Source organism: Paenibacillus sp. D51F, assembly GCF_053345695.1.
The window spans coordinates 1-12,656 of record NZ_JBKFAO010000012.1; the positions used below are offsets into that span (position 1 = coordinate 1).

The 12,656-nt window shown below is 59.0% G+C and carries 12 protein-coding genes and 1 pseudogene; all 13 read left to right on the top strand.

Annotation, left to right across the window (positions count from 1 at the left end; genetic code table 11):
- A pseudogene (locus tag ACLBWT_RS18815) lies at positions 1-998 on the top strand (DNA mismatch repair endonuclease MutL); the annotation flags it as partial.
- Complete coding sequence (locus ACLBWT_RS18820) at positions 995-1,777, top strand: class I SAM-dependent methyltransferase (protein WP_447664665.1); 783 nt, start codon at positions 995-997, stop codon at positions 1,775-1,777. The pseudogene ACLBWT_RS18815 and the gene ACLBWT_RS18820, both read left to right, overlap by 4 nt.
- Positions 1,770-2,768 (top strand): tRNA (adenosine(37)-N6)-dimethylallyltransferase MiaA, encoded by a 999-nt coding sequence (gene miaA, locus ACLBWT_RS18825; RefSeq protein WP_447664666.1) that lies wholly within the window; start codon positions 1,770-1,772, stop codon positions 2,766-2,768. The genes ACLBWT_RS18820 and miaA overlap by 8 nt, the downstream gene beginning before the upstream one ends.
- Complete coding sequence (gene hfq, locus ACLBWT_RS18830; RefSeq protein ID WP_447664667.1) at positions 2,752-2,997, top strand: RNA chaperone Hfq; 246 nt, start codon at positions 2,752-2,754, stop codon at positions 2,995-2,997. Before miaA ends, hfq begins: the two co-directional genes overlap by 17 nt.
- Positions 2,998-3,159: 162 nt before the next feature.
- Entirely contained in the window at positions 3,160-5,790 is a 2,631-nt protein-coding gene (locus tag ACLBWT_RS18835; protein WP_447664668.1) for a PBP1A family penicillin-binding protein, read from the top strand.
- A gap of 195 nt (positions 5,791-5,985) precedes the next feature.
- Complete coding sequence (locus ACLBWT_RS18840; RefSeq protein ID WP_447664669.1) at positions 5,986-6,675, top strand: peptidylprolyl isomerase; 690 nt, start codon at positions 5,986-5,988, stop codon at positions 6,673-6,675.
- An 84-nt stretch (positions 6,676-6,759) separates the two neighbouring features.
- Positions 6,760-7,014, top strand: a complete 255-nt coding sequence (locus tag ACLBWT_RS18845) for a hypothetical protein (RefSeq protein WP_447664670.1) — start codon at positions 6,760-6,762, stop codon at positions 7,012-7,014.
- A 195-nt stretch (positions 7,015-7,209) separates the two neighbouring features.
- The gene (gene qoxA / locus ACLBWT_RS18850; RefSeq protein WP_447664671.1) at positions 7,210-8,196 is read left to right on the top strand and encodes a cytochrome aa3 quinol oxidase subunit II; all 987 of its coding nucleotides are present in this window, start codon (positions 7,210-7,212) and stop codon (positions 8,194-8,196) included.
- Between the two features lie 25 nt (positions 8,197-8,221).
- Positions 8,222-10,192, top strand: coding sequence for a cbb3-type cytochrome c oxidase subunit I (locus tag ACLBWT_RS18855; protein ID WP_447664672.1), 1,971 nt, complete (start codon positions 8,222-8,224; stop codon positions 10,190-10,192).
- Positions 10,192-10,797: a cytochrome o ubiquinol oxidase subunit III gene (gene cyoC, locus ACLBWT_RS18860; RefSeq protein ID WP_048745903.1), complete on the top strand. Its 606-nt coding sequence runs from the start codon at positions 10,192-10,194 to the stop codon at positions 10,795-10,797. Before ACLBWT_RS18855 ends, cyoC begins: the two co-directional genes overlap by 1 nt.
- On the top strand, positions 10,798-11,136 hold the full coding sequence (gene cyoD, locus ACLBWT_RS18865) for a cytochrome o ubiquinol oxidase subunit IV (RefSeq protein WP_447664673.1): 339 nt from the start codon (positions 10,798-10,800) through the stop codon (positions 11,134-11,136).
- A gap of 230 nt (positions 11,137-11,366) precedes the next feature.
- Positions 11,367-11,924, top strand: a complete 558-nt coding sequence (locus tag ACLBWT_RS18870) for a DUF402 domain-containing protein (RefSeq protein ID WP_048745902.1) — start codon at positions 11,367-11,369, stop codon at positions 11,922-11,924.
- The gene (locus ACLBWT_RS18875; RefSeq protein WP_447664674.1) at positions 11,921-12,631 is read left to right on the top strand and encodes a YdcF family protein; all 711 of its coding nucleotides are present in this window, start codon (positions 11,921-11,923) and stop codon (positions 12,629-12,631) included. The genes ACLBWT_RS18870 and ACLBWT_RS18875 overlap by 4 nt, the downstream gene beginning before the upstream one ends.
- The last annotated feature ends 25 nt before the right edge of the window (positions 12,632-12,656 follow it).

Below are 12,656 nucleotides of genomic sequence, written 5' to 3' on the forward strand. Positions count from 1 at the left end.
CGGCGCCTGCTGCATGGCCCGCGCAGGCCCGCGCTGCCGGCACCGGACGCCAAGGCCCGCCTCCAGGCAGCGCGGCGGCCGGGCCCTGGCGCCCTGCGGCAGCCGCCTCGGGCGGCCCCGCCGTTCCGCCTGACGCCGCTCAGCGGCTGTACGCGCCTGCCGCCGGCATGGCGGCCGACCGCGCCGGAGCCGTGCGGGAGCAGGCAGGCGGAGCTTATGCCGCCGCTCCCGCTCCGGCAGGCGACGATCCCGCGGGCCTTGCGAGCGGCGCTTCCGTCCCTGAGCCGGAGGTCAGCGGCTGGGCCCCGTCCCCTCGGGCAGGCTCTGCCGAGCCTAGGGGTTCGGACATGCCGGCCGAATCCGTCCCTGGAGCGGCGAGCAGCCTCTCCGATGCCCCCGAAGGCGGGACGGGCTTCCCGGAGCTCAGCTGGGTCGGACAGATGCACGGCACGTATCTGATCGCGCAAAACGAGGAAGGCATGTACATGATCGACCAGCATGCCGCCCATGAGCGGATCAATTACGAATACTATTACCGCAAGTTCGGGGAGCCGGGCAGCGAGAGCCAGGTTCTGCTCGTTCCCTTTACGCTCGAGTATACGAGCGCAGACGCCCAGCAGCTGGCCGGGAGGCTGGAGCTGCTGGCGGAAGCAGGGGTGGAGATGGAGCCCTTCGGTCCCCAATCGTTTCTCGTCCGCTCCCATCCTCATTGGTTCCCCAAGGGCGAGGAGCAGCAGCTCGTCGAGGAGATGGCGGAATGGGTGCTGCGCGAGAAGCGGGCGGTGGACATCGCCAAGCTTCGGGAGGAAGCGGCCATCATGTGCTCCTGCAAGGCTTCCATCAAGGCGAACGACCGGCTGAGCCGCGAGGAAGGCGAAGCCCTTTTCGCCAGGCTGGCCGCCTGCGCCCAGCCCTATACCTGTCCGCACGGCAGGCCGATTCTGGTCCATATTTCCAACTATCAGCTAGAGAAAATGTTCAAACGGGTGATGTCATGATCGTCACGACGACGGATCAGCCGAGCGGAGCCATGCTTGACGCTGCCGCCCGCCTGGCGGAGGAGCTGGGCGCGCGGCTCGTGAGCCGCAGAGGACGCACGCTCGGCCAATTAGCGGCAAATTACGGCGACAAGGAGCTGCTGGTCGCCACGAGCACGCAGCTTCGTTATTACGGCGGCCCCGATGAGCCGCCCTTTTATTTCCATCCCAGCATGGCCTACGTCCGCGTGAAGCGGCTGCGCAAGGGAGAATCCGATCCGCTGGTGGAGCTGGCCGGCTGCCGTCCGGGAGACAGCGTCCTGGACTGCACGGCCGGACTTGCCGGCGATTCCATCGTGTTCTCGTACGCGGCCGGACCGGAAGGAAGCGTGACGGCGCTGGAGAGCGAGCCGGTGCTGCATGCCGTAGTCCGTGAAGGGCTTCTGCGCTATGAGACGCCTCTCGAGGACGTGAATGAAGCTTTCCGGCGCATCAGGCCGGTGCTCGCCGGCCATGCCGACTATTTGAAGTCGCTGCCCGACGATAGCTTCGATATCGTCTACTTCGATCCCATGTTCCGCGACCCGGTGCAGGAATCGAGCTCGATCGAACCTCTGCGCGGCTTGGCGAACCACGGCGCGCTTGCAGCGGAGACCGTCCGCGAAGCTGTTCGGGTAGCGAGAAGAACGGTGCTGCTCAAGGAAAAAAACAACAGCCCGGAGTTTCAGCGGCTCGGCTTCGAGCGCTGTCCGGGGAAAAAGACATCCGCTGTCGGATACGGAGTGATTCGAATTGACTAAACAGCCGCTTCTGGTTCTGGTCGGGCCGACGGCGGTCGGCAAGACGAAGCTGAGCCTGGAGCTTGCCAAGGCATGGAACGCGGAAATCATCTCGGGAGACTCCATGCAGGTGTACCGGGGAATGGACATCGGCACGGCCAAGATCGGCTCCGATGAGATGGAGGGGATTCCCCATCATCTCATCGATGTCCGGAATCCGGACGAGCCTTACTCGGCTGCCGACTTCCAGGAAGCGTGCAGCCGCCTCATTCCGGAGATCGCATCCCGGGGCAAGCTTCCCTTCATTGTCGGCGGCACCGGACTCTACATCGAGTCGGTCTGTTATGGATACCAGTTCTCCGAGGCGGGATCGGATGAAGCCTTCCGTGCGGATCTCCAGAAGCTCGCGGCTGCCGATGGCGTCGATGCCCTGCATGCCAGGCTGGCTGCCGCAGATCCCGAGTCCGCGGCCAAGCTGCATCCGAACGATGTGAGAAGAGTCATCCGCGCGCTGGAAATCCTCCATGTGACGGGGGAAACGATGAGCAGCCAGCTCGCCGGACAGAAAAAAGAGTCGCCCTACGAATTAGTTGTTCTGGGACTGCAGATGGACCGTGCGGAGCTGTACGGCAGAATCGAGGAGAGAATCGATCTCATGATGGAGGCCGGGCTGCCGGAAGAGGTCGCCCGCTTGCTGGAGCAAGGCGTGCCGGAGAACGCCGTGGCCATGCAGGGGCTGGGATACAAGGAGCTCGTTCCCTGGCTGAGAGGCGGGACGACGAAGGAAGAAGCCGTCCAGCTGCTCAAGCGGGATACGAGAAGATTCGCCAAGCGCCAGCTGAGCTGGTTCCGGCATATGAAGGACATTCATTGGATCGATGCTGGCGAAAATTTTCACAACAATTTGGAGCTTATCCATGCTATACTAGCAGGAAAGTTTGCAGTCGATCTTGAATATACCACTAACCAATCCTTTTTGACGGGGGTAACTTCCAATGAACAAATCCATTAATATTCAAGATACGTTCCTGAACCAGCTCCGCAAGGACAGCATCCCGGTCACGGTCTACCTCACCAATGGTTTCCAGATCCGCGGGGTTATCCGCGCCTTTGATAATTTCACAATCATCATCGATTCCGACGGACGCCAGCAAATGGTGTACAAGCATGCGATCTCGACGTTCACGCCTCAGCGCAACGTATCGCTCGTGCAGCCGCAGGACAGCTCTTCGGAATCCTAGGACAGGCTTTGCCGCTATGAGCGGTGAAACCTTTCCTGCAGCAGCTTCGTTAAGGAAATATCGGTCCGAAGAACAACCCGCTCTCCGGCAGGGTTGTTCTTCTGTTTCCAGGGTATACCTATATCGGGACAGAAGAGACCGACCGGAAGGAGAACGACAGACATGCCAGACCAGAGAAAAAAAGGGGATTTTCCGGCGCAGCCGGCAAGCAAGAAGGGCAATAGGAAAAAAGGCCGGATCAGCCGGAAGCGGAAATGGTTCTACGGCTTGTTCTTCGCGGGAGCACTCGCCGTCGTCGCCGGCATCGTCGGCTACCTGCTGGTCATCCTCAACGGCGAACGCATCCTCGCCGCCAACAAGGATGTGCTCAGCCTGACGGAGGCTTCCGTCGTCTATGATTCCAGCAACAACAAGATCGCGAGCCTGGCCAGCGTCAATCGGCAGAACGCCGAATTCTCGGAGCTTCCCCAGAAGCTTCGCGACGCGTTCATCGCGACGGAAGACAAGCGCTTCGAGGAGCATTCCGGCATCGACATGCTCGGCATCGGGCGCGCGCTCGTCAAGGACGTCATCGCGCGGAGCGCCAAGGAAGGCGCGAGCACGATCACGCAGCAGCTGGCGCGCAACCTGTTCCTGAACCAGGACAAGACGTTTTTCCGCAAAGCGACGGAGGCTTCGATTGCCGTTGCCCTGGAAAACCAGATGACCAAGGACGAGATTCTCACGATGTACCTGAACCGGATCTACTTCGGCAACGGCATCTATGGCGTGAAGCTCGCCGCCAAATATTACTTCAACAGCAGCCTTGAAGACCTCAAGCTGTGGCAGATGGCTACTCTTGCCGCCATTCCGAAGGCGCCAAGCTATTATAATCCGAAGGATGACATCGAGCGCTCGACGCAGCGCCGGGCCGTCGTCCTCACCCTGATGAAAGACCAAGGCTATATTACGCAAGAGGAGGAGGACCAAGCCAAGGCGGTCGTCTACAAGCCGCCGGGCGAGTTCAACTCCGGCAGCGACCGCAACAAATTCCTGACCTATGTCGACTATGCCGTCAAGGAAGCGATGCAGGTCATGGATCTGTCCGAGGATGAGATCCGCTTGGGCGGATACAAGATCTACACGTCGCTGAACGCTACGGCCCAGCAGACGATCGAGGACGAGTTCGACGACGACAGCAACTTCGAGAAAAGTCCGGACGAGCAGAAGCAGCAGGCGGCCATGGTCATCATGGACCATAGCGACGGCTCGATCAAGGCGATGATCGGCGGCCGGGATTATGTGCGCAAGGGACTCAACCGCGTCACGGTTCCGCGGCAGCCGGGCTCCTCATTCAAGCCGATCACCGTATACGGCCCGGCGCTGGAGACAGGCGACTACACGCCCGGATCGACTTTGCGGGACGACAAGAAATGCTACGGCGATTATTGTCCTTCCGATTCCAACAAAAACAAATATATCGGTCCTGTCAGCATGAGCCAGTCCATCATGGAGTCGCGCAACGCCTCCGCGGTATGGCTGCTCAACGAGATTGGAGTCAGCAAGGGAGTAAGCTTCTCCGGCAAGCTCGGCATGCCGCTGGACAAGGACGACCGCAATCTGGCGATCGCGCTGGGCGGGCTGTCTCATGGCGTAACCCCGCTGCAGATGGCGACAGCGTACAGCGCATTCGCCAATGACGGCAAGTCGGTGGACGCCCATACGATCGTCAAGATCGTCGGCCATTCGCAGGAGACGAGATACGAGTATTCCGGGGCGAAGCCCAAGCAGCTCATGAAGGAGCAGACGGCGGCTTACATGACGGAGCTCCTGCAAGGTGTCGTCGGTCCGGGCGGCACGGGCCGGGGAGCGGCCATCGACCGGCCGCTGGCAGGCAAGACCGGTACGACGCAGCATGGCATCAGCGGTCTGAAATCAAGCTACAACCGCGACGCCTGGTTCGTCGGCTACACGCCGGAATGGACCGCCGCGGTATGGATGGGCTATGACAAGACCGACAAGGAGCATCTGCTCAAGAAGAGCAGCTCCGCAGCCGCGGCGCTGTTCTCGAAGGTCATGTCCAAGGCGATGAAGGACGTGCCGAAAGGCTCGTTTGGCAAAGCTCCTTCGGAGCCGACTCCGACTCCACCGGCAGCGGATGCGCCGGAACAGGTCAAAAATCTGACGGGTTCCTACGATCCGAACCAAATGCTCGTGTCGCTGCGCTGGACTCCTGTAGAAGGCGAAGGGATCAGTTACCGGATCTACCGCAAGGATTCCTCCCAGGCGGAGTTCAGCCGCGCTCTTGATTCTGCTGCGGCGGGAAGCGTCGATGACATGAGCGTGGCGCCTGGCATGTCGTACGAATATTACGTGACGGCCTATAATAGCGAATCCGGCTTGGAAGGACCTCCTTCAGCCCGGATAGCGATTGAAATTCCTGCGGTCGAGATCAGCCCTTCGCCGACTCCTTCCGATAACGGCTGGGATGACGGCAGCGGCAACAACGGCAATGGCAATGGGAACGGCTACGGAAATGACGGCAACGGAAATGGCAATAATGGAAACGGCAACGGAAACGGAAACAACGGCAACGGAAATGGAAACAACGGCAACGGGAATGGAAACGGTCAAGGAGGCGGACAGCAGGGTGGGGAATCGACTTCCCAGCCAACCCCGACCCCGACCCCCACGCCGACCTCGACTCCGGCCGATGCCGGGGAAACGGGCAGCGGCGACGGAACTGGCGGCACCTCTCCCACCGGCGATGCAGCCGGACTCCCTTCGGTTCCGGCTGAATCAACCGGACCTTAGCCCAAGCGGGCATCGGAGCTTCGACAAAGCGAGCTCCGATGCCCGTTCCATTGACATCAGAGCCTCATTCCATGCGAGCCCCGATGCCTGTCCCATGACATCAGAGCCCCATTCCATGCGAGCTCGGATGTCCGTTCCGTCTGAAGTCGCATTCCGAAAACAATTATCTTCACGGAAAAGGAAGTCATGACAACCATGAAAAAGAACCTTCAAGCCCTATCCGTCCTCCTGCTCGGCACCGCTCTTCTTGCGGCGGGCTGCGGAGCGAAGCCTGAGGGCAACGAATCTTCTGCCGCAGGCGCCAATACGCCGGCAAGCAATGCTTCAGGCGATGCCAGCGGATCGGCCGCCAAAAGCTGGAGCAAAAAGCCCGACATGGCGATCGATACATCCAAAAAATATCAGGCGGTCGTCAAAACGACGGATGGCGAGTTCACGATCGACCTTTTCGCGAAGGATGCGCCCGAAACGGTCAACAGCTTCGTCTTTCTGGCCCGGCAGACATTTTATGACGGCATCGTCTTTCACCGGATCATTCAGGACTTCATGATCCAGACGGGCGATCCGACGGGCACGGGAGCAGGCGGACCGGGCTATACGATACCGGATGAGCTGAACAACGGTCATGCCTACAAGAAAGGCGTCGTGGCGATGGCCAATACGGGACAAGCCGACACGGGAGGCAGCCAGTTCTTTATCGGCACGGGTCCAAGCGTCGAGAGCTTGAGCCAGCTTCCGAACTATACGATTTTCGGAGAGATTTCGGGCGGAATGGACGTCGTGGACAAGATCGCCGCGACTCCGGTCGAGGGGAATGCCCAAGGCGAGCCCAGCAAGCCGACTCAAACGGTGAGCATCCAAAGCGTCGAAATCAAGGAAAGCTGATTCCCGTTGTCTGATGTTCCGCCGAATATGTGAACATGATGTGAATTTCCCTCATATGCTGTACTGGCAGAGGAGGGATCTCATATGGGCAAGCATGGCGCGGCGGGTATGGGAAGATGGCTGAGGATCTACGCCTGGGCAGTGCTGGCGGCAGGGGCGGTTTTGTGCGGAGGCTTCCTGTATCCGTTCAACGACGGCAATATGGCGCTCATGGCAGGCGTCGGCTGCCTCATAGCCGCGCCCGTCGTCTATATCGCGTCCTTCATGTTTCCGCTGGCGGACGAGTACATCGGCAGCCATTCCGGCGAAGGCGCGGAGCGTTCCGGCAGACGACGGTAATATTTCGCAAATATAAGGACATTCAATGAACAAGATTTTACGGAAATCGCACAAAAATAAGACGGATTCGTTAACGGGGGCGCCGAAAGGCGTCCTTTTTGCTATGCTGGTACACGAGAGAGGAAATGTTCTGTCTAGAGCATACTCGGTTAATGGGTAATAGCAGTATGGAGATGGCCAAAAGGAGATGAAACGATGAAAAATTCACACAAGTGGCTATGGGGGCTCGGGATTGCCCTTGCCATAGCTGCTGTGGCCATCGTGGTGGTATGGTCCGGCAGCCTCATGGTGCTGGATCCGAAAGGTCCGGTCGCGGAGATTCAGAAAAACCTGATCTGGATTTCCGTCATTTTGTGCGCGGTCATTATCGTGCCTGTGCTCGGCATTTTTGCGTTCATTATCGTGCGGTACCGCGATAAGCCGGACAACAAGGCGCCATACGAGCCGAACTGGTCTCACAGCACGAAGCTGGAGGTGATCTGGTGGGGGATCCCGATCGTCATCGTCGTGCTGCTGGGATACTACACGGTTCGCGATACGTACAAGCTGGTCAAGCCGCCGGCCGAAACCGCCCATGTAGCGCCGGTGACGATCCAGGTGACGTCGATGGACTGGAAATGGCTGTTCCAGTACCCGGATCAGGACATCGCGACGATCAACTACATCAACATTCCGGAGAACACTCCGATCCAGTTCGTTCTGACGTCCAGCGCGGCGATGAACTCCTTCTGGATTCCGCAGCTCGGCGGCCAGACGTACGCGATGCCGGGCATGGCGATGAGGATGTGGCTGCAGGCGGATGAAACAGGCGAGTACTTCGGCTCCGGAGCCAACTTCACCGGCACCGACTTCGCCAAGATGAACTTCACCGTGAAGTCGATGTCCCAGGACGACTTCAACGACTGGGTAAGCAAGTCGCAGCAGGAGACGGCCAAGCTGGACAACGCCGCCTACAACAAGCTCTCGGTCAAGGGAACGGCGGATATTCAAACCTTCGGCTCCATGGATCCGAACTTGTTCAGCTCGATCGTCATCAAAAACGGCGGGCATCACCATCCGGCCAACGGCCTGGATATCCGTGGCGCCTATCCGGTGAAGGACGGCAACAACGAAAGCTCCGGCTCCGAGCCGGATGCAGCAAATCAGACATCGGGCCTATCGCAGCCCGAAATGAATCACTAGGCGGCCAAGGGGAGGAAATTCATCCATGTTGGATTCGATAAAAGACTTTGCCGCCGATTTCTTCGTCACCGGCGATCCGCTCATCTATGGCGCGGATGTATCCATCGCTCTCGTCAGCATTGCCATCGTTTTCGTCCTGACCTACTTCAAAAAGTGGAAATGGCTCTGGCGCGAATGGCTGACGACGGTCGACCATAAGAAAATCGGCATCATGTACCTGATCGCCTCGCTGCTCATGCTGTTCCGCGGCGGCGTCGACGCCTTGCTCATGCGGACGCAGCTGGCGCTTCCGAACGTGGAGTTCCTGCAGGCGGACCACTATAACGCCATCTTCACCACGCACGGCACGATCATGATCCTGTTCATGGCGATGCCGATGATGTTCGCCCTCTTCAACATGGTCGTGCCTCTGCAGATCGGAGCCCGCGACGTCGCGTTCCCGTTCCTGAACGCGCTCAGCTTCTGGCTGTTCCTGATGGGTGCGATGCTGCTGAACGTATCGTTCGTCATCGGCGGCTCTCCCGATGCGGGATGGCTCAGCTATCCGCCTCTGTCGGAGCTCTCGGGCAGTCCCGGCGTCGGCCAGGACTTCTATATCTGGGGCATCCAGATTTCCGGTATCGGCTCCCTCGCTACCGGCATCAACTTCATCGTCACGATTCTGAAAATGCGCGCGCCAGGCATGAAGCTGATGAAAATGCCGCTGTTCTCCTGGTCCGTGCTTTCGGCGTGCATCACCATTCTGTTCGCCTTCCCGATCCTGACGATCACGCTCGCGCTGCTGTTCCTGGACCGCTATTTCGGGGCCCACTTCTTCACGCTTGACGGCGGCGGCATGTCGATGATGTATGTCAACCTGATCTGGATGTGGGGTCACCCCGAGGTGTATATCATCGTGCTTCCTGCCTTCGGCATCTTCTCGGAGATCGTGGCCACCTTCTCGAAGAAGACGATATTCGGCTACAAGTCGATGGTCTTCGCGATGATGGTCATCAGCGTCCTGTCCTTCTTCACATGGGTCCATCACTTCTTCACCATGGGCTCGAGCGCGGACGTCAACTCGTTCTTCGCGATCACCACGATGGCGATAGCCATCCCGACCGGGGTCAAGGTGTTCAACTGGCTCTTCACCATGTTCCGAGGGAGAATCAGCTTCGAGAGTCCGATGCTCTGGACGATGGGCTTCATCCCTTGCTTCCTGGTCGGGGGAGCGACGGGCGTCATGCTCGCCGTCGCACCGGCGGACTTCCAGTACCACAACAGCTACTTCCTGATCGCCCACTTCCACCAGGTGATCATCGGCGGCGTCGTGTTCGGCTACCTCGCCGGCATCTACTACTGGTGGCCGAAGCTGTTCGGCTTCAAGCTCGACGAGAAGCGCGGACGCTGGGCGTTCTGGACATGGAACATCGGCTTCTACGTCTGCTTCTTCCCGCAGTACTTCCTCGGCCTTGACGGCATGACGCGCCGCGTCTACACGTACGGCTGGGACCGCGGCTGGACTGCGCTCAACTTCACGAGCACGATCGGCGCCTTCATGATGGGCATCGGCTTCCTGTTCCAGGTATGGCAGATCGCCTACAGCGTCCGCAAGGGCGAACGGGCAACCGGCGATGCATGGAGCGGCAACGGCAGAACGCTGGAATGGTCGATTCCATCTCCGCCTCCGGTATACAACTTCGCGGTTGTGCCTCAGGTGAAGCATGCCGACGACTGGTTCCATGTCAAGGAGGACAAGGCAAAAGGAATCGAGCGTCCCAAGCAGCAGCTGGAGCCGATCCATATGCCGAAGAACTCCGCCATTCCATTCGTCATGGCAAGCTTCTTCTTCCTCGTGGGCTTCGGCTTTACGTTCCACTGGACATGGATGATCATCGTCGGCGCGCTGGGCGTCTTCGGAAGCCTGTTCGCGCGTTCATTCAGCTACGATGTGGATTATTACATTCCGGTCGATGAGGTCATCGAGACGGAACGGAAATTAGGGAGGTCGTACTAATGCAGCAGCATATCGTCTCTCCTGAGGTCCACGAGCATCATACCCAGGAACAGGAGTCGCTCAAGACAGCGGGCTTCTGGCTGTTCCTGGTATCCGATACTCTGCTGTTCGGCACCTTGTTCGCGACTTATGTCGTCCTGGTCGGCCATACGAACGGCGGACCTTCGGGCAAGGAGCTGTTCGAGATACCGGGATTCGTCGCCTCGACGTTCCTCCTGCTTACATCGAGCTTCACGAGCGGCCTGGCCGTTCTCCAGATGCAGGCCAAAAAGCTGAGCGGCATGATTTTCTGGCTGATCATGACGCTCCTGCTCGGAGCGGCGTTCCTTTACCTCGAGGTCACGGAGTTCGTGAACCTCGTCCATGAAGGAGCGAACATCGGCACGAGCGCGTTCCTGTCAGCCTTCTTCACCCTGGTCGGCACCCATGGAATCCACGTTACCGTCGGCATCTTCTGGTGCATCGGGCTGATCTTCCAGCTGCGCAAGCACGGAATTACAACGGTAACCAAGCGCAAGATTTCGAACTTCAGCCTGTACTGGCATTTTCTCGACGTGATCTGGATCTTCCTGTTCTCCGTCGTTTACCTCATGGGGGTGATGTAGATGAGCCAGCATTCCGATTCCCATGGACATGGCCATCACGAAGAGCATAGTCACGGGTCGCTCAAGTCCTATACGATCGGATTCATCATCTCGATCATTCTGACTGTCATCCCGATGCTCGTCGTTTTCAACGGCCTGATGTCCCGGACGGGGACGCTGCTAGTCATCCTCGTCACAGCGATCCTGCAGCTTCTCGTCCAGCTGTTCTTCTTCATGCATATCAACGAAGGCGAGAAGCCTCGGTACAACGTCATGGCGCTGGTCCTCGGCTTCGTCATCGTCATCACGATCGTTGCCGGCTCCGTATGGATCATGTCGTTCAACTCGGTCGTCCAATAAGCATTTTTCCTATCCCCGCCTCCAATCAGGAGCGGGGATATTTTCTTTTGAAGCGGTTGTTTTCGCCTTGACATGGTCAAGGCAGGTTGGTCTTATTTGGCGTTACCGCTGGAGATGGACAGTAAGATGTGGTAAGCTGTCAACTAAAGGAAAGACGGAAGAAAGGCAGGGGCGGAACGTGCATAGTCGCAGCGCCATTGCCGCATCTTAAGGGAAAGGGTACGTTCCATATGAAACGAAAATTTTCGGATCGGGCCAACTGGCGGCGTATCCTGCGCAAAAGCTACACTTGCCTGACGCTTGACGGAGAGGATTTCAGAGGGCTGGTCACGTTTTACCGGATTCACGACCTCCGGGAACCGCTCTGGAAGGAGTACAACGGACGGAGGCTCTGCCTGGCCGACCGGGGCTATCTTTGGATGCAGCATTTTCCCCGCGGCGAGCATTTCGTCGTCACGACCATGTTCGACGACAAGGGCAAGGTCGTGCAGTGGTACATCGACATCTGCAAGACGCAAGGCCTGACGGACCAGCAGGTTCCCTGGTTCGACGATCTCTATCTGGATATCGTCGTGCTTCCTACGGGAGAAGTGTTCCTGATGGACGAGGATGAGCTGGAGGATGCGATCCGCGACGGCGATGTGACGCGCAAGGAAGCGGCGATGGCCCGCAAGACGGCGGGAAGGCTGCTTGCCGCCATCAAGAACGGCCGCTTCCGCTACTTTACGCTCAGCCTGCGCCACCGCAAGACGCTGGCCGAACGGATGGGCGAGGTCAGCGAATCATGAAGGCGGCAGGGGCGGGGACGAACAAGTCGAAGCCGACAAAAAAGACCGGGGCGGCGAAGAAGCCTGCCGCCCGGCGCAAAAAAAACCGACATGGCGGCCTGCTGGGCCGCCTTGTGCGCGCTTGCCTGATTATCGGGGCGCTCGGTGTTTTTGCGGCGGGTTATCTGTTCTGGCAAATCACGCACTATTCTCCTCCCAATCCTGTGCCGAAGCGCCAGGCGGGAATCGTGCTCGGAGCCGCTCTCTGGAACGATGCGCCGAGCCCTGGACTCAAGGAACGGCTGGATCAGGCGCTGAAGCTGTACCACGCCGGGAGAGTAGAGAAGCTGATCGTCTCCGGAGGGCTGGACCGCAACGGATCCAAGCTGACCGAAGCGCAGGGAATGAGGGTCTATCTCGTGTCGCGCGGCGTACCCAAGGATGCCGTCATCCTCGAGAACCGGGCGACAAGCACGTACGAGAACCTGGTGTTCAGCCGACAGGCCGGCGAGGCTGCCGGCATCAAGTCCTATCTGATCATTACGCATGAATATCATGCCTCCAGGGCGCTCGACATGGCGCGGTTCCTCGGATTTCCCGACCCGGCCGTGAGCTCCGTCAAATCCAAAGTGCTCAACGCGGCCGCCAACGAGACCCGCGAGACGCTCGCTTACGGCAAATGGCAGCTGGACAAGCTGCTCATGCTGGTCGGGCTAAAGTCCGTATGAAATCCCTGCGCAATCGTTCAAAGTC